The 16,882-nt window shown below is 71.4% G+C and carries 14 protein-coding genes; 7 read left to right on the top strand and 7 right to left on the bottom strand.

What is annotated here, in order from left to right:
• Positions 1-61: 61 nt before the first annotated feature.
• Positions 62-3,157 carry an NACHT domain-containing NTPase gene (locus MTF69_RS26680; RefSeq protein WP_243338520.1) on the bottom strand — a complete coding sequence of 1,032 codons (3,096 nt, stop codon included), beginning with the start codon at positions 3,155-3,157 and terminating at the stop codon, positions 62-64.
• Positions 3,158-3,286: 129 nt separating this feature from the next.
• Between MTF69_RS26680 and MTF69_RS26685 the strand changes: the two genes are divergently transcribed.
• The 3 genes from MTF69_RS26685 to MTF69_RS26695 are packed head-to-tail and all read left to right on the top strand — an operon-like array spanning position 3,287 to position 6,039.
• Positions 3,287-4,219, top strand: coding sequence for a sterol desaturase family protein (locus MTF69_RS26685; RefSeq protein ID WP_243338523.1), 933 nt, complete (start codon positions 3,287-3,289; stop codon positions 4,217-4,219).
• Positions 4,220-4,266: 47 nt separating this feature from the next.
• Entirely contained in the window at positions 4,267-4,977 is a 711-nt protein-coding gene (locus MTF69_RS26690) for a lysoplasmalogenase (protein ID WP_243338608.1), read from the top strand.
• A gap of 18 nt (positions 4,978-4,995) precedes the next feature.
• On the top strand, positions 4,996-6,039 hold the full coding sequence (locus MTF69_RS26695) for a zinc-dependent alcohol dehydrogenase family protein (RefSeq protein WP_243338525.1): 1,044 nt from the start codon (positions 4,996-4,998) through the stop codon (positions 6,037-6,039).
• A 139-nt stretch (positions 6,040-6,178) separates the two neighbouring features.
• Here MTF69_RS26695 and MTF69_RS26700 read toward each other — a convergent pair whose 3' ends face one another.
• Entirely contained in the window at positions 6,179-7,723 is a 1,545-nt protein-coding gene (locus MTF69_RS26700; protein ID WP_243338527.1) for a S8 family serine peptidase, read from the bottom strand.
• A gap of 255 nt (positions 7,724-7,978) precedes the next feature.
• On the opposite strand from MTF69_RS26700, the gene MTF69_RS26705 reads away from it, so the two are divergent.
• The 3 genes from MTF69_RS26705 to moaA all read left to right on the top strand — a co-directional run bounded on the left by MTF69_RS26705 (position 7,979) and on the right by moaA (position 11,188).
• Positions 7,979-8,350 (top strand): DUF485 domain-containing protein, encoded by a 372-nt coding sequence (locus MTF69_RS26705; RefSeq protein WP_243338529.1) that lies wholly within the window; start codon positions 7,979-7,981, stop codon positions 8,348-8,350.
• Complete coding sequence (locus tag MTF69_RS26710) at positions 8,347-10,002, top strand: cation acetate symporter (RefSeq protein ID WP_243338531.1); 1,656 nt, start codon at positions 8,347-8,349, stop codon at positions 10,000-10,002. Before MTF69_RS26705 ends, MTF69_RS26710 begins: the two co-directional genes overlap by 4 nt.
• Before the next feature lie 196 nt (positions 10,003-10,198).
• Complete coding sequence (gene moaA / locus MTF69_RS26715; protein WP_243338534.1) at positions 10,199-11,188, top strand: GTP 3',8-cyclase MoaA; 990 nt, start codon at positions 10,199-10,201, stop codon at positions 11,186-11,188.
• Between the two features lie 48 nt (positions 11,189-11,236).
• Here the strand turns inward: moaA and MTF69_RS26720 are convergent, their stop codons facing one another.
• Complete coding sequence (locus MTF69_RS26720; protein ID WP_374323917.1) at positions 11,237-11,506, bottom strand: hypothetical protein; 270 nt, start codon at positions 11,504-11,506, stop codon at positions 11,237-11,239.
• 157 nt (positions 11,507-11,663) lie between these two features.
• Positions 11,664-11,996 (bottom strand): DUF3099 domain-containing protein, encoded by a 333-nt coding sequence (locus MTF69_RS26725; protein ID WP_243338536.1) that lies wholly within the window; start codon positions 11,994-11,996, stop codon positions 11,664-11,666.
• A gap of 178 nt (positions 11,997-12,174) precedes the next feature.
• Here MTF69_RS26725 and MTF69_RS26730 point away from each other — a divergent pair, with 178 nt between their 5' ends.
• On the top strand, positions 12,175-12,453 hold the full coding sequence (locus tag MTF69_RS26730; RefSeq protein ID WP_243338538.1) for a GlsB/YeaQ/YmgE family stress response membrane protein: 279 nt from the start codon (positions 12,175-12,177) through the stop codon (positions 12,451-12,453).
• A 95-nt stretch (positions 12,454-12,548) separates the two neighbouring features.
• On the opposite strand, the gene tyrS is transcribed toward MTF69_RS26730, so the two are convergent.
• The 3 genes from tyrS to MTF69_RS26745 all read right to left on the bottom strand — a co-directional run bounded on the left by tyrS (position 12,549) and on the right by MTF69_RS26745 (position 16,844).
• On the bottom strand, positions 12,549-13,814 hold the full coding sequence (tyrS, locus tag MTF69_RS26735) for a tyrosine--tRNA ligase (protein ID WP_243338541.1): 1,266 nt from the start codon (positions 13,812-13,814) through the stop codon (positions 12,549-12,551).
• A gap of 109 nt (positions 13,815-13,923) precedes the next feature.
• Positions 13,924-15,324 (bottom strand): metallopeptidase TldD-related protein, encoded by a 1,401-nt coding sequence (locus tag MTF69_RS26740; protein WP_243338544.1) that lies wholly within the window; start codon positions 15,322-15,324, stop codon positions 13,924-13,926.
• The gene (locus MTF69_RS26745; protein ID WP_243338547.1) at positions 15,321-16,844 is read right to left on the bottom strand and encodes a TldD/PmbA family protein; all 1,524 of its coding nucleotides are present in this window, start codon (positions 16,842-16,844) and stop codon (positions 15,321-15,323) included. The genes MTF69_RS26740 and MTF69_RS26745 overlap by 4 nt, the downstream gene beginning before the upstream one ends.
• Positions 16,845-16,882: the final 38 nt, after the last annotated feature.

Consider the following 16,882-nt stretch of genomic DNA (forward strand, 5'->3'; position numbering starts at 1 on the left):
CGGCTCCGGGCGGCCGCGCCGGTCCGCGGGTCCGCCGGCCCGCCGGTCCCGCTCGAGCGGCTCAGTCCCTGCGGACGAGCCGCTCCGGCGGGATCAGCTCCGCCCCGGTGACGTGCGTGCCCGGGCGCAGCTCGATCACCAGCTCCTCCAAGGGGGCGAGCGGCGACAGGTCCACGGTCCCCAGACATTCGCTCAGCACCAGCCGGCGCAGCGCCGGGACATCGCGCAGCGCCTCCAGGGTGCCCTCCAGCGCGCACCGGATCAGCACGAGCCGGCCGAGGCGTTCGTACGGCAGGAGCGCTCCGGCCGAGATGGGCGCCGCGTGCCGGATCTGCAGGGCGGTCAGCCCCCTGAGCGGCAGCGAGCGCACCAGCTGGCGGTACTGGCCGCTCCCGGCGACCGTCAGCCTCTCCACCAGCGGCCAGCGCTCGATCCCGTCGAGCGTCATCCGGCGGGCGCCCTGCCACAGGTGCAGCGCGGTCAGCGAGTCAGCGGCCGGGACGTCCCCGATCCGCCGCTGCTCCGGCTCGAAACCGATGACCAGCGAGCGCAGACCGGCCGCGCCCGCCAGCGGAGCGAGCGAGAGGTCGTCCCGCAGGTAGCCGAAGGCGAGGCTGTCCGCCCGGAGTTCGCCCACCACCTCGATCCCGGTGACCTGCGGGCAGTCCAGGACGCCCAGGTGGCGCAGCGAGGACTGCCCGGCCAGCGGGGACAGATCGGCCAGCCGCGGATTGCGGTGCAGGGTCAGGGACTCCAGGTCCCGCCGCCGCGCGATCTCCGGCGGGACCGGGCCGTCCCAGGTGACGTGCAGCCGGCGGACGTGCCGGAGCCGGTCCAGGGCCCGTAACTGTCCGGGCGTCCGCACGTGCAGGTGGGCCGTGTTCATGGGGGCGTCCGCGAGCACCGTGTCCGCGTACACGTCCACGGGGAACCGCCCCCAGGCGTCGGAGAGTTCGCGGGCCGCCTCGTAGCGGTCGTCCGTCCGGAAGCCGGCGATCACCTGGAGCGCCCGGTCGCCGCCGACGAGCGCCGCCGTACGGATCGTCGCGGCCGCCTCGGCCTCGACGAGCCCGGCGGGCTCCGGCAGCAGCTCCAGCACCAGTTCCCCCGCCTTGGCCAGTTCCTCGGCCTGGCCGGGGGAGCGCGGGGGCAGCAGGAGCGCCGTCCGGGCCGTCACCTCGCGCCGGACCTCCGGATCCAGCTCCGGGGCGTGCTCCAGGCAGGCGGCCGCGAGCAGCACCAGCCGGCTGCGCTCGGGCTCCGACTGATCGGCTCGCGCCAGCAACTGCCGTAGCAGGTAGGAGCGTTCGTCGGGCCGGGCGTGCCCCACCGCCATCCGGACCACGTTGTCCCAGGTGTACTCGTGGGCGTTGCGCACCAGGACGCCGAAGTCCCGCGCCTCCACCGCCGCCTTGGCGCCGAGGTAGTCCTGGAAGGTCTGGTGGACGAACAGGACCGAGCCCGGTACCGGCTCGCGGAGCAGCCCGCTGCGGATCAGCAGGTGCCGGAACACCGTCTGCGCGCTGCCCTGCGCCCTGACCTGGGGCATGGAGTCGAGCGATTCGGAGATCATCCCGATCGCCTCCTCGGCGGAGGCCTCCACCTGTCCGTTGCGGATCAGCCAGTACGCGAGGCGCTGGAGCAGCAGGGTCTGCTCGTCCCGGCTGAGGTAGACGCCCTCGACCCCGGAGATGTCCCGTTCGCTGTCGCGGCGGATCAGCAGCATGTCCAGAGCCGTGTCGTAGAGCTCCTTGCGGGCCCGCGGCAGATGCATCCTGCGGTCCCGGTTGAGTGCGCACAGCAGGGCGCACATGAGCGGGTTCGTCGCCAGCCTGCCCAGGTCCCGGCGCGATCCCACGGCCTCCAGGAGCGCCTTCTCGTACCGGTCGAGCAGTTTCCGCTCCTGCTCCCGCCCCGCGCCCTCGCCGTCCGCCTCCTCCCGGGCGGAGTCGTGCCAGTGCGTGATGAAGGCGCCGACGTCGTCGCGGTCCATCGGCAGCAGGGCGAGGGAGGTGAAACCGTGGGCGGTCAGCCAGTCCTCGGGTACGGCCGAGTGGCGGGTGGTGACCACGAAGCGGGCCGCCGGGTACTCGGTGAGCAGGGCCCGCAGCCAGGACCCGGTCCTGTCGCGCAGTCGCGGAGGCACCTCGTCCACTCCGTCGATCAGCACCAGCGCCCGTCCGGAGGCGAGGAGTCCGGTGATCCAGCCCTCGGGAGGCGGCAGCGGGACGCCGGTCGCGCCGAGCCAGTCCTGCGGCCGGGGCAGTCCGGCGGGGGAGTTGAAGGAGCGCAGCGGCAGGACGAAGGGGACGAGGCCGTTCCAGTCCGGCAGGTGGGGTCCGAAGCTGTTCCGGGCGGCATTGAGGGCCAGCCATTTCACGAGGGTGCTCTTGCCCGAGCCGGCCGGGCCGCGCAGCAGCACCCGCTCCGTCGCGTTCAGCGCCACCTCGGCCTTCACCGAGCTCTGCAGTCCCGGCTCTTCGAGGAACTCCCCGCCGCTGACCGCGAGGCTGATGTAGGCCCGGTCCAGCGACCAGTCCTGGCGGGCCTGGCTGAGCGTCAGGCCGAACAGCTGGACCCGCCCCTGGGCCTCGGCGACGTACTGGGCGTACCGCTCCTCGAAGGCCGCGGCGGCATCGAAGGCCGCGGCGGCCGCGGCGGCCTCCGTGTCCGGTGCGGCCCGGGGATCGGCGTACGGCTCCCCGATGGCCGCGGCCTCCTGCGCGTCCGGTGCGGCCCGAAGGCCGTCGCCCTGGGGGGAGCCCCCGTCTCCCGCCGGCCGGCCGTCGAGGCACAGCACGAACAGTTCCCGGTAGGCGGCCTCCGCCTCGGGGCCCAGTTCCGCGGGCGGCGGGGGCACGGGGACGGGCTCCGGGCCGAAGGCGGCCATGAGGAGGACCCCCGTCTGCTTCGGGCCGAGCGCGGCGAACGCCCGGCCGACGGCGGACACCGCCGCGGAGCGGGCGGGTTCGTCCAGCCCCGCGCTCGCGTTCGTCAGCAGGGCGACCAGCCTGTGCGCGCGGCGCAGCCGGTCGGTGGCGTCCTGCCTCACCGGCCTGAGCCTGAGCGCCCCCGGCGGCCGGGCCCTGACCAGCGCCCGCGCCGCGGCGTCCGCCGCCTCCAAGGCGATCTCTTCAAAACCCGGTTCGTACCCCATCCCCACGCCTTCCCCCCAGTCCCGGACGCACTCACCCGGAAGCATCTCGTGAACCGTCGGTAACACCGATGGATACCGATCGGTAACAACCCCTAGCCGAGCCCCCGAACCCGCCTCTATGGTGCGGACATGCCGAACCTGCCCGATGTCGTGCTGTGGTCCATACCCGCCTTCGTCCTGCTCACCGTCGTAGAGCTCGTGAGCTACCGCATCCATCCCGACGAGGACGCCGCCGGGTACGAGACCAAGGACGCCGTCACCAGCCTCGGCATGGGGATCGGCAGCCTCGGCTTCGACTTCCTCTGGAAGATCCCGATCCTCGCGATCTACACCGCGGTCTACGAGCTCACCCCGCTCCGCGTCCCCGTCCTGTGGTGGACGATCCCGCTGATGCTGCTCGCCCAGGACTTCCTCTACTACTGGCAGCACCGCGGCCACCACGTCATCCGGATCCTGTGGGCCTGCCACGTCGTCCACCACAGCAGCCGCAAGTTCAACCTCACCACCGCCCTGCGCCAGCCCTGGACCAGCGCCACCTCCTGGCCGTTCTACCTCCCGATGATCGCGCTGGGCGTGCACCCGGCCGCCATCGCCTTCTGCTACTCGGTCAACCTCGTCTACCAGTTCTGGATCCACACCGAGCGCATCGACAAGCTGCCCCGGCCGGTCGAGTACGTCTTCAACTCCCCCTCCCACCACCGCGTCCACCACGCCTCCCAAGGCGGCTACCTGGACCGGAACTTCGGCGGCATCCTGATCGTCTGGGACCGGATGTTCGGCTCCTGGGCCGGGGAGACCGACAAGCCCGTCTTCGGCCTCACCAAGAACATCGAGACCTACAACCCGCTGCGCGTCGCCACCCACGAGTACGCCTCCATCGCCCGGGACGTGCGCGCGGCCACCACCTGGCGCGAGCGCGCCGGACGCGTGTTCCGCGGCCCCGGCTGGCAGCCCGCACAGGCATCGCAGGCATCGCAGCCCGCCCAGCCCGCCCAGCCCGCCCAGCCCGCCCAGCCCGCCCCGGCCGGGACGCCGTCGCCCGCCCCGGAGCACGCCGCGTGAGCGCCACCGGATCCACCGAGCGCGCGGGGTCCCGTACACCGGCCTGGGTGCGCCCCGCCGTCCCCCCGGGCTCCGGCCCCGCCACCAGGGCGCTGCTCGTCGCCTTCGCCGTCGCCACCGCCGTGGACCTCGGGTCGCTGCTGGCGGGCTGGCACACCGGGCACCTCATCGCCAAGCCGCTGCTGATGCCGCTGCTCGTCGCCTACGTCGTCACCCTGGGCGCCCCCCGGCTGCTGATCGCGGCCCTGCTGTTCGGCTGGGGCGGGGACCTGGCCCTGCTCTTCGACGCCGATCCCGCCTTCCTGATCGGCATGGGCTCCTTCGCCGCCGGGCACGTCTGCTACCTCGTGCTTTTCGGCAGGCACAGCCTCTTCGGCAGGCACAGCCTCTTCGGCCGCCGCCGGACGGGCCCCCTGCTCGGGGCCGCGTACGCCGCCGCGCTGCTGTCCACCGTCACGCTGCTCTGGAGCGACCTGCCCGCGGAACTGCGGATCCCGGTCGCCGGGTACAGCCTGCTGCTCACCGCCATGGCCTACCGCTCCAGCGTCCTGGGGCGGCGGGCCGGGCTCGGCGGGGCGCTGTTCCTGCTCTCCGACACGCTCATCGCCACCGGGGTCGCCGAGTGGCCCCAACTGCCCCGCCCGGACTTCTGGGTCATGGCCACCTACGTGGCGGCCCAGTACCTGCTGGCCACGGGAGCACTCGCGGCGCAGCGGGCGTACGGTAGGGAGGCCCTACAGGGCTCCACCACTTCCTAGCCGGAGGACTGCACCACCATGCGCGCCACCGTCATCCACGCCCCGCACGACATCCGCGTGGAGGAGGTGCCCGACGCTGCGATCCAGCGCCCCGAGGACGCCGTCGTCCGCGTCCTGCGTGCCTGCATCTGCGGCAGCGACCTCTGGGCCTACCGCGGCGAGGCCAAGCGCCAGCCGGGCCAGCGGATCGGCCACGAGTTCCTCGGCGTCGTCGAGGAGACCGGCTCCGCCGTCTCGGACCTGCGCGCCGGAGACCTCGTCGTCGCCCCCTTCATGTGGTCCGACGGCACCTGCGCCTACTGCTCCGAGGGCCTCTACACCTCCTGCGAGCACGGCGGCTTCTGGGGCTCGGTCGGCCACGACGGCGGCCAGGGCGAGGCCGTCCGGGTCCCGCACGCCGACGGCACGCTGGTGAAGCTGCCCTCCGACGCCGCATCCGACGACCACCTGCTGACCGCGCTGCTCGCGCTGTCCGACGTCATGGGGACCGGCCATCACGCCGCGCTCGGTGCGGGGGTCCGCAAGGGCTCCACGGTCGCCGTCGTCGGCGACGGCGCGGTCGGCCTGTGCGGGGTCCTCGCGGCCAAGCGCCTGGGCGCCGACCGGATCATCGCACTGGGCCGGCACGCCGTCCGTACGGACATCGCCAAGCTCTTCGGGGCCACCGACGTGGTCGCCGAGCGCGGCGAGGCCGCCGAGGCGGCCGTGCGCGAGCTCACCGGCGGCCAGGGCGCCCACTCGGTCATCGAGGCGGTCGGCACCGAACAGTCCATGCGCACCGCCGTGAACATCGCCCGCGACGGCGGGGCCATCGGCTACGTCGGCGTCCCGCACGGCAGCGGCACCGGCCTCGACCTCGGGGTCATGTTCGACCGCAACCTCACCCTGCGCGGCGGGGTCGCGCCGGTCCGCGCGTACATCCCCGAGCTGCTCGCGGACGTGCTCAGCGGTGCGATCGACCCGTCGCCGGTCTTCGACCGGGGCGTCACCCTGGACGAGGTCCCGGCCGGCTACCGGGCGATGGACGACCGCAGCGCGCTGAAGGTCATGATCACGCCCTGACCGCAGCGCCCGCAGGGCCGCAGCACCGCGGGAACGCAGCACCGTAGGGCCGCAACACCGTAGGAACGCAGCAACGCAAAGAAGGGCCGGGCGGGATGTTCCCCGCCCGGCCCTTCCGCGATTCAGCGGATTCAGCTGGTTACTTGACGGCCTTCAGCGCGTCGACCACGCCGTAGCCGTAGTAGCCCGTCTGGCCCCAGCCGCTCTCGCAGGTGGTGGCGTCGATCAGCGCGCCCGTCCTGTCGTATATCTGCGACGGGCAGTCCGTCTTGGTGGCCTGGCCCTTGAGCATCGCCTGGATCATCGCGGGCGAGGCGTACGGGTGGGCGCTCTTGAGGAGCGCCGCGACACCGGCGACGTGCGGGGCGGCCATCGAGGTGCCCTGCTTGTAGCCGTAGCCGCCGCCCAGGACCGTCGACAGCACGCGGCCGTTGGCGTCCGGGGTGGCCGGGACCTGCCACTTGTCGCCGCCGGGGGCGGCGACGTCCACGACTCCGAGGCCGTAGCTGGAGTAGTACGAGCGCAGGCCCTTGTCACCGGTCGCCGACACGGTGACCACGCCCGGGAGCTGGGTGGGCAGGTCGAAGCAGACGCTCGGGTCGATGGTGCGCGGCACCGGGGTGGTGTCGTTCGGGCTGGTGTCGTCGAGGATCGAGTCGCCGGCCAGGTCGTGGTTCGAGTTGCCGGCCGAGGCCACGTGCAGCGTGCCCTTGCGCTCGGCGTACTTGGTGGCCCGGCCGATGGCCTCCACCAGCGCCTTCTGGTCGTCGTCCGCCTTGCAGTTGTAGAGCCAGGGGTCGACGTAGTAGCTGTTGTTGGTCACCTCGATCCCCTTCTCGGCGGCGAACATGAAGCCGCAGACGACCGCCTCGGTGTAGAAGAGGCTGGTGCCGGGCTCGCTCACCTTGATGCCCGCGACCTTGACGCCCGGCGCGACACCGCTGATGCCGAGGCCGTTGCGCGGGGCCGCGATGGTGCCCGCCACGTGCGTGCCGTGGTCGCTGCCGTCCGCGTACGGACGCCAGGCGCCCTCACTGGTGTCCGCGACGCCGCCGACACAGTTGGCCGACTGCTCCTTGGAGAAGTTCGGCGCGATGTCGGGGTGAGTGTCGTCGACACCCGTGTCGATGACGCCCACAGTGACGTTCTGGCTGCCATCGTTGATCTTGTGAGCCTGATCGGCCTTGATCGTCCGCAGGTCCCACTGGTTGGACTCCAGCGGCTCCTGACCCTCCTGGGCCGCCGCTGCGGCCTTGGCGGCGTCCGCCGCGCTCAGCTGCTGCGTCGCGCCCTCTTCGGTGGTCTGCACCGGCGAGAGGGGGGCGGTACGGGTGGCGCCGACCGAGTCGAACAGGCCGCGGTTGGCGCGCAGCTGCTTGGCGAAGTCGGGGTTCTGGGAGTGCGCGACGACGACCCCGATCTGCTCATAGGCCGTCACCACCGTTCCGCCGGCCCGCTCGATGGCCTTCTTCGCCGCCGTCACCGTGGCATAGGTCCTCAGGTTCGCCACGTACGACAGCTTCGGGCCGGTCATCTCGGCCGAAGAGGTCGTAGCCGCGTCCGCCGTGCCGCTCAGCGGTGCGGCTGAGGCCGCGACCGAGGGCAGGAAGGCGAGCGAGGCGGTGAGCGCCAGGCCGACCGGTATGGCGAGGGCACGCCGGCGGCCGGATCCCAGATGAGCCATGGGTTCTCCAGATCATCTTTGAAAAGCCGTCCGGGCGCGGTCGCGACGGACGGGTTCATGACAGGCGAACTTAGCGTTTCCGTTCCCCTCTGCGCCATTAGTTCGAGGAATCAGTTCCCGAAGAAACAAACAGGTGTTGAACCACCCCGACGCGCCGGACGTGCCGTTGACAGGGGGATCGGCACCACCGTCCCCCACACGGAGGTTGTTTTGTCCGTCACCCCCACCGCACCCGCGTCACAAGGAGAGTCCCCCGTGACCACCGAAGCAGCGCCGCCCCCGGGCAGTGCGGGAACGCCGCCGGCCCCGGCGACCCCCGGGCCCCAAGAGTTCGTACGCGTCCAGCAGAGCGAGGAGTTCGCCGAACTGCGCCGCGCCCACCGCTCCTTCGCCTTCCCGCTCACCGTGGCGTTCATCGCCTGGTACCTGCTCTACGTCCTGCTCTCCAACTACGCGGGCGGCTTCATGGGGACGAAGCTCTTCGGCAACATCAACGTGGCCCTCGTCCTCGGCCTCGGCCAGTTCGCGACGACCTTCCTCATCGCCTGGCTGTACTCGCGCCACGCGGCCGCCCAGCTCGACCCCAAGGCCTCGGCCATCAAGGCAAGGATGGAGGCGGGCGAATGAGCGCCCCGCTGTACGTGGCGGTCGCCGGGGCGGCCACGGCGGGTACGACCACCGCCGCCGGCGCCTCCGAGCACCGCCCGCTGATCATCACCCTGTTCGGGCTGTTCGTCGTCGCCACCCTGGCCATCACGGTCTGGGCCGGACGCCAGACCAAGGACGCCGCCGACTTCTATGCGGGCGGCCGCCAGTTCACCGGATTCCAGAACGGCCTGGCCATCTCCGGCGACTACATGTCCGCCGCGTCCTTCCTCGGCATCGCCGGAGCCATCGCGCTCTTCGGCTACGACGGCTTCCTCTACTCCATCGGCTTCCTCGTCGCCTGGCTGGTCGCGCTGCTCCTCGTCGCCGAGCCGCTGCGCAACTCCGGCCGCTACACGATGGGCGACGTGCTCGCGTACCGGATGCGCCAGCGCCCCGTACGGACCGCCGCCGGCACCTCCACCATCGTGGTCTCGATCTTCTACCTGCTCGCCCAGATGGCCGGCGCCGGCGTGCTCGTCTCGCTGCTCCTCGGCATCACCAGCGACTTCGGCAAGGTCGTGATCGTCTCGCTGGTCGGCATCCTGATGATCCTCTACGTCACCATCGGCGGGATGAAGGGCACCACCTGGGTGCAGATGATCAAGGCCGTGCTGCTGATCGCGGGCACGCTGCTGATCACCTTCCTGGTGCTGTGGAAGTTCAACTTCAACATCTCGGACCTGCTGGGCAAGGCCGCCGACAACAGCGGGCAGGGCGTGAAGTTCCTGGAGCCCGGCCTGAAGTACGGCAAGGACTCGCTCTCGAAGCTGGACTTCCTCTCGCTGGGCCTCGCCCTGGTCCTGGGCACCGCCGGCCTGCCGCACATCCTGATCCGCTTCTACACGGTCCCCACGGCCAAGGCCGCCCGTAAGTCCGTCAACTGGGCCATCGGCATCATCGGCGCCTTCTACCTGATGACGATCGTCCTCGGCTTCGGCGCCGCGGCCCTGCTCGAGCGGGCCGACATCATCGCCTCCAACAAGGCCGGCACCACCGCGGCCCCGCTGCTCGCCCAGGAGATCGGCGGCGGTCCGGGCTCCACCGGCGGCGCCGTCCTGCTCGCCGTGATCTCGGCGGTGGCCTTCGCCACGATCCTCGCGGTCGTCGCGGGCCTGACCCTGGCCTCCTCCTCGTCCTTCGCCCACGACATCTACGTGAACGTGATCCGCAAGGGCAAGGCCACCGAGAAGGAAGAGGTACGGGCGGCCCGCTGGTCCACCGTGGTCATCGGAGCCGTGGCCATCGGTCTCGGCGCCCTGGCCCGCGACCTCAACGTGGCCGGTCTCGTCGCCCTCGCCTTCGCGGTCGCCGCCTCCGCCAACCTGCCGACGATCCTCTACAGCCTCTTCTGGAAGCGCTTCACCACCCAGGGCGCCCTGTGGTCCATCTACGGCGGCCTGGTCTCCTCGGTCGTCCTGGTGCTCTTCTCCCCGGTCGTCTCGGGCAAGCCCACCTCGATGTTCAAGGGCGCCGACTTCTACTGGTTCCCCCTGGAGAACCCCGGCATCATCTCCATCCCGCTCGGCTTCCTGCTCGGGTGGCTGGGAACCGTCCTCTCCAAGGAGAAGGCCGACCCGCAGAAGTTCGCCGAGCTCGAAGTCCGGTCGCTCACCGGCACCGGCGCGCACTGACGGCCTGCGCCTCACCGGATTGCTCCGAACACCCAGCGTGGCCGTGTCGTATTTCCCTACGACACGGCCACGCCCCGTCTCGTTCATTCGGGCACCCCTACATGTCACGGGGTTCGCGTAGGCTCATCGGTAGCGCTCGTACTCTCATCCGCTACGGCGCAAACCTCTACAAACCGGACAGGGGAGGGGGCTCACAGTGCTTCTCGACACTTACGGCCGCGTGGCCACTGACCTGCGTGTCTCGCTCACCGACCGGTGCAATCTGCGCTGTACGTACTGCATGCCCGAGGAGGGTCTGCAGTGGCTCGGCAAATCGGATCTGCTCAGTGACGACGAGATCGTCCGGCTGATCCGCATCGCGGTCACCCAGCTCGGCATCAAGGAAGTCCGCTTCACGGGCGGCGAGCCGCTGCTGCGCCCCGGCCTCGTCGGGATCGTCGAGCAGTGCGCGGCCCTGGAGCCCCGCCCCAAGATGTCGCTGACCACCAACGGCATCGGCCTCAAGCGCACCGCGCAGGCCCTCAAGGCCGCCGGCCTGAACCGGGTGAACGTTTCCCTGGACACGCTGCGCCCCGAGGTCTTCAAGACCCTGACCCGGCGCGACCGCCACAAGGACGTCATCGAGGGCATGGCCGCCGCCCGCGACGCCGGCCTCACCCCCGTCAAGGTCAACGCGGTCCTGATGCCCGGACTCAACGACGACGAGGCCCCCGACCTGCTGGCCTGGGCCGTGGAGAACGAGTACGAGCTCCGCTTCATCGAGCAGATGCCGCTCGACGCCCAGCACGGCTGGAAGCGCGACGGCATGATCACCGCCGGTGACATCCTGGAATCCCTGCGCACCCGCTTCACGCTCACCGAGGAAGGCTCCGAGGAGCGCGGCTCCGCCCCGGCCGAGCGCTGGGTCGTCGACGGCGGCACGGCCACCGTCGGCGTCATCGCCTCGGTCACCCGCCCGTTCTGCGGCGCCTGCGACCGTACGCGCCTCACGGCCGACGGCCAGATCCGTACGTGCCTCTTCGCCACCGAGGAGTCCGACCTGCGCGCCGCGCTGCGCTCGGGCGCCCCGGACGAGGAGATCGCGCGCCTGTGGAAGGTGGCGATGTGGGGCAAGAAGGCCGGGTCCGGCCTCGACGACCCGACCTTCCTGCAGCCCGACCGCCCGATGTCGGCGATCGGCGGCTGACCTCCGCCGTCGGCGACGGTACAGAGCGACCCCGAGGGCTCGCAGTGGCTACGGCCGCTGCGAGCCCTCGGGCGCTTCCCACTCGTCGAGCTTCACGACGTCCTTGAGGAAACCGCGGACCCCCAGGAACTGGGACAGGTGCTCGCGGTGCTCCTCGCACGCCAGCCAGGTCTTGCGGCGCTCGGGCGTGTGCAGCTTCGGGTTGTTCCACGCCAGGACCCAGGCGGCCGCCTCGCGGCAGCCCTTGGCGGAACAGGTGGGTGCGTCGGCGGACGGGGCGTCGTCGCGGGCCGCGTCGTCGCCGGAAGCGTCGTTCAGAGGTGCGTCTAGGGGAGTCACGGCTCAACCCTAAGACGGAATGGCGACGCCGAGCAGCCACGGGGGGAGCTGCCCGGCGTCGGTCCGTCGCTCCGACGGGGGATGCGGAGCGCGTAGGCAGTATGTCACGCAGGACCCGGTGCGGTGCACTGGAACTTCATGATTGATCTGAGGTTTTCTTGAGGTTTCCGTCACCCAGGGCGGGGCGCACGGGCTCCGGCATGAAGTGGGACGGCAGGGACGGCGTCGATTCGCGCCCCGCGTTGGCGATGACCACCGCGATGTACGGCAGCAGCGCCCCCGCGACGAGCGTCACGATGGCGACGGGCCGCTGCACGTTCCACAGGACGATCGTCGCGACGACCGACAGGGTTCTGATCAGCATCGAGATCACGTACCGGCGCTGGCGTCCCCGTACGTCCTCGGCGAGGCTCATCCGCGCCCCCGTGATCCGGAAGACCTCGGACCCGTTCCGCTTCGTCCGCTCCACAACCCACCACCCGATCGATCGCCGGACACTCCCCGGCCCGGACGCCTCCACGGTACGCCGACCGCCCGGAGCCGGGCGGAGGGGGTGTCCCCCGAATGGCTCCGCCCGAAATGCGCAGTAGGCCGGACGGGTCGAGACTGGGCCCACATGCGCACAACGCGCCAGGAGGAGGCTCGACATGGGTTGGTTGTGGGCGATCATCGTCGGCTTTGTACTGGGACTGATAGCCCGGGCGATCCTGCCGGGCAAGCAGCACCAGCCCCTTTGGCTGACCACGGTCTTCGGCATCATCGGCGCCGTCCTGGGCAACGCCGTCGCCACGTGGATCGGTGTCAACGAAACACGCGGCATCGACTGGATCCGGCACTTGCTGCAGCTTGCCGGAGCCGTTGTGGTGGTCGGTCTCGGTGACCTGATCTACGGCTCCTTGCGCGGCGGCAAGAAGCAGACGACCTGAGGGCTCCGGCCCATCCACGGCCGAGCACGACACAGGGGCCGGCCCGGACAGTGTGTCCGGACCGGCCCCTGCGTCGTGTGCTGCCGAGATGGCGCCTAGCCGGTGACCTCGACCGCCGCCAGGTTCTTCTTGCCGCGGCGCAGCACCAGCCAGCGCCCGTGCAGCAGGTCCTCCTTGGCGGGGACCGCGTCCTCCGAGGCGACCTTCACGTTGTTCACGTAGGCACCGCCCTCCTTCACGGTCCGGCGCGCGGCCGACTTGCTGGCGACCAGCCCGGTCTCCGCCAGCAGGTCGACGACCAGGCCCGGCTCGGCCACCTTCGCGTGCGGCAGCTCGGACAGGGCCGCGGCCAGGGTGGCCTCGTCCAGGTCCGCCAGCTCGCCCTGGCCGAACAGCGCCTTGGACGCCGCGATCACGGCGGCGCACTGGCCGGCGCCGTGCACCAGCGTGGTCAGTTCCTCCGCCAGCGCCCGCTGGGCGGCACGCGCCTGCGGCCGCTCGGCGGTCTGCGCCTCCAGCGCTTCCAGCTCCTCACGGGTCTGGAAGGACAGGATGCGCATGTAGGTGGAGACGTCCCGGTCGTCCACGTTCAGCCAGAACTGGTAGAACGCGTACGGGGTGGTCATCTCCGGGTCGAGCCAGACGGCGCCGCTCTCGGACTTGCCGAACTTGGTGCCGTCGGCCTTGACCATCAGCGGGGTCGCGATGGCGTGGACGTGCGCGTCCGGCTCCACCCGGTGGATCAGGTCGAGACCGGCCGTCAGGTTGCCCCACTGGTCGGACCCGCCCTGCTGGAGCACGCAGCCGTGCCGGCGGTACAGCTCCAGGAAGTCCATGCCCTGGAGCAGCTGGTAGCTGAACTCCGTGTAGCTGATGCCCTGGTCGGACTCCAGCCGCTTGGCGACCGAGTCCTTCGTCAGCATCTTGTTGACACGGAAGTGCTTGCCGATGTCCCGGAGGAACTCGATGGCGGACATGCCCGCCGTCCAGTCCAGGTTGTTGACCATGACCGCCGCGTTCTCGCCCTCGAAGGACAGGAACGGCTCGATCTGGGAGCGCAGGCGCGCCACCCAGTTCGCGATGGTCTCCGGGTCGTTCAGGGTGCGCTCGGCGGTCGGGCGCGGGTCGCCGATCTGACCCGTGGCCCCGCCGACCAGCGCCAGCGGACGGTTGCCCGCCTGCTGGAGCCGGCGCACGGTGAGGACCTGCACCAGGTGACCCACGTGCAGCGAGGCCGCCGTCGGGTCGAAGCCGCAATAGAACGTGACGGGACCGTCCGCGAACGCCTTGCGCAGCGCTTCTTCGTCGGTGGACTGGGCGAAGAGCCCGCGCCACTTCAGTTCGTCGACGATGTCCGTCACGGTTCTGGGTCTCCTTGAACGAGGTGGAACAGAGAGCTGGGGGGTTCCCCGCCAGTCTAGGCGGGGAAGCCCCGCACCTCTCACGCTTTGTTGATCAGATGCGGTCCGATCAGACGCCCTGGCTGACCGAGCTCATGTTGAAGTCCGGGATGCGCAGCGCCGGCATCGAGGCCCTGGTGAACCAGTCGCCCCATTCGCGCGGCAGGGTCTTCTCCGTCCGGCCGGCCTCCGAGGCCCGCGACAGCAGGTCCACGGGGGACTCGTTGAACCGGAAGTTGTTGACCTCGCCGACGACCTGGCCGTCCTCCACCAGGTAGACGCCGTCGCGGGTCAGCCCGGTGAGCAGCAGCGTCGCCGGGTCCACCTCGCGGATGTACCAGAGGCAGGTCAGCAGCAGCCCGCGCTCGGTGGCGGCCACCATCTCCTCCAGGGACTTCTCGCCGCCCGCGTCCAGGATCAGGTTCCCGAACGAGGGGGAGACCGGCAGGCCGGTCAGCTCGGCGGTGTGCCGGGTCGTGGTCAGCCGGGCCAGCTCGCCGTCCTTGATCCACTCGGTTGCCGGGACCGGCAGGCCGTTGTCGAAGACGGAGGCGTCGTCGCCGGAGCTGTGCGCGATCACGAACGGCGCGGACTCCAGGCCCGGCGCGTTCGGGTCGCTGCGCAGGTTCAGCGGCAGCGTGGAGAGCCGCTCGCCGAGCCGGGTGCCGCCGCCGGGCTTGGAGAAGACGGTCCGGCCCTCCACCGCGTCCCGGGCCGCCGCCGACCACATCTGGTAGATCACCAGGTCGGCCACCGCCGTGGGGGGCAGCAGCGTCTCGTACCGCCCGGCCGGAAGGTCGATCTTCCGCTCCGCCCAGCCGAGCCGGACGGCCAGCTCCGCGTCCAGCGCGGTCGGGTCCACGTCCTTGAAGTCCCGGGTCGCGCGGCCGGCCCAGGCCGAGCGCTGGCGGTCCGGGGACTTGGCGTTGACCTCCAGGGTGCCCTTGGGCTGGTCGTGGCGCAGGCGCAGCCCCGTAGAGGTGCCCACGTACGTGGACACCAGCTCGTGGTGGGCGAAGCCGTACAGCTCGCGGCCGCCCGCGCGGGCCCGGGCGAAGGCCTCGCCGAGGGCCGGGGCGAAGTCCGCGAACACCGCCGAGGAGGTCTCGGCCGGGGCGTCGGCGAAGTCCGGCGAGGACGGGGTGCCGGTGACCAGCGGCCGGGCGTCCTCCGCCGGTCCGGCGCCGCGGGCGGCCGCCTCGGCGGCCCGGACCAGCGGCTCCAGCTCCGCTGCCGTGACGGCGGAGCGCGAGACGACCCCCGAGGCCGTGCCCTCCTTGCCGTCGACGGTGGCGATGACCGTGAGGGTCCGGCCGCGGGTGACCCCGTTGGTGGTCAGGGCGTTGCCCGCCCAGCGCAGGTTCGCGCTCGACTCCTCGTCGGCGATGACGACGCAGCCGTCGGCGGTGGACAGCTCCAGCGCCCGCTCGACGATCTCGTGGGGCTTGGTGGTGCGACTCGACGAGGTCATCGTCCGGCCTCCTGCGTGGTGTTCAGGATGTTCACGTCGCGGAACAGCGCGGACGGGCAGCCGTGCGAGACCGCGGCGACCTGGCCCGGCTGGGCCTTGCCGCAGTTGAAGGCGCCGCCCAGGACGTAGGTCTGCGGACCGCCGACCTTCTCCATCGAGCCCCAGAACTCCGTGGTCGTGGCCTGGTAGGCGACGTCGCGGAGCTGTCCGGCGAGCTTCCCGTTCTCGATGCGGAAGAAGCGCTGCCCGGTGAACTGGAAGTTGTAGCGCTGCATGTCGATGGACCAGGAGCGGTCGCCGACCACGTAGATCCCGCGTTCCACCCCGCCGATCAGGTCCTCGGTGGAGAGTCCGCCCGGATCCGGCTGGAGCGAGACGTTCGCCATGCGCTGGACGGGCACGTGCCCGGGGGAGTCGGCGTAGGCGCAGCCGTTGGAGCGGCCGAGGCCGGTCAGCTTCGCGATCCGCCGGTCCGTCTGATAGCCGGCCAGGGTGCCGTCCTTGACCAGGTCCCAGCTCTGCGCCTCGACGCCCTCGTCGTCGTACCCGATGGTCGCCAGCCCGTGCTCGGCGGTCCGGTCGCCCGTCACGTTCATGATCGGGGAGCCGTACGCCAGCTTGCCCAGCTGGTCGAAGGTGGCGAAGGAGGTCCCGGCGTACGCGGCCTCGTAGCCCAGCGCCCGGTCCAGCTCGGTGGCGTGGCCGATGGACTCGTGGATGGTGAGCCACAGGTTCGAGGGGTCCACGACCAGGTCGTAGCGCCCGGCCTGCACGCTCGGCGCCCGCATCTTCTCGGCGAGCAGCCCGGGGATCGCCTCCAGCTCGGCGTTCCAGTCCCAGCCGGTGCCGGTCAGGTACTCCCAGCCCCGTCCGGCCGGCGGGGCGATGGTCCGCATCGAGTCGAACTCGCCGGTGGCGGCGTTCACGGCGACGGCGGTGAGCTGCGGGTGGATCCGCACCCGCTGCTGGGTGGTGGAGGTGCCCGCGGTGTCGGCGTAGAACTTGTTCTCGTGGACCGCGAGCAGCGAGGCGTCCACGTGGGCCACCCCGTCGGCCGCCAGGAGGCGCGCGCTGAAGTCGGCGAGCAGCGCGGCCTTCTCCGTGTCCGGCACCTCGAAGGGGTTCACGTCGTAGGCGGAGATCCAGGTCTTGTCGGCGTGGACCGGCTCGTCGGCGAGCTCGACCCGCTCGTCCGATCCGGCCGCCTTGATGATCTGGGCGGACAGCTTCGCCATGGCCACGGCCTGCGAGGCCACCTTGGCGGCGGCGTCCATGGTCAGGTCCACACCGGAGGCGAAGCCCCAGCTGCCTCCGTGCACCACGCGGACCGCGTAGCCGAGGTCGGTGGTGTCGGACCCGCCGGAGGGCTTGGCGTCGCGCAGCCGCCAGGAGGCGCTGCGGATCCGTTCCAGGCGGAAATCGGCATGATCGGCGCCCAGCGCGCGGGCCCGCGCGAGCGCCGCGTCGGCGAGCGCCCGCAAGGGCAGCGCGGTGAAGGCCGCGTCGATGGAATGGGGCACGGAGGTCCTCCCGGGGGTCTGGGCAGCTGACTCGATCA

The sequence above is a fragment of the Streptomyces sp. AP-93 genome, assembly GCF_022808175.1.
Taxonomy (GTDB): domain Bacteria; phylum Actinomycetota; class Actinomycetes; order Streptomycetales; family Streptomycetaceae; genus Streptomyces.

Excerpts from the sequence above, each read along its gene's own strand:
- MTF69_RS26680 (WP_243338520.1), bottom strand. The coding sequence starts at position 3,157 with ATGGGGTACGAACCGGGTTTTGAAGAGATCGCCTTGGAGGCGGCGGAC.
- MTF69_RS26685 (WP_243338523.1), top strand. The coding sequence starts at position 3,287 with ATGCCGAACCTGCCCGATGTCGTGCTGTGGTCCATACCCGCCTTCGTC.
- MTF69_RS26695 (WP_243338525.1), top strand. The coding sequence starts at position 4,996 with ATGCGCGCCACCGTCATCCACGCCCCGCACGACATCCGCGTGGAGGAG.
- MTF69_RS26700 (WP_243338527.1), bottom strand. The coding sequence starts at position 7,723 with ATGGCTCATCTGGGATCCGGCCGCCGGCGTGCCCTCGCCATACCGGTC.
- MTF69_RS26710 (WP_243338531.1), top strand. The coding sequence starts at position 8,347 with ATGAGCGCCCCGCTGTACGTGGCGGTCGCCGGGGCGGCCACGGCGGGT.
- MTF69_RS26730 (WP_243338538.1), top strand. The coding sequence starts at position 12,175 with ATGGGTTGGTTGTGGGCGATCATCGTCGGCTTTGTACTGGGACTGATA.
- MTF69_RS26740 (WP_243338544.1), bottom strand. The coding sequence starts at position 15,324 with ATGACCTCGTCGAGTCGCACCACCAAGCCCCACGAGATCGTCGAGCGG.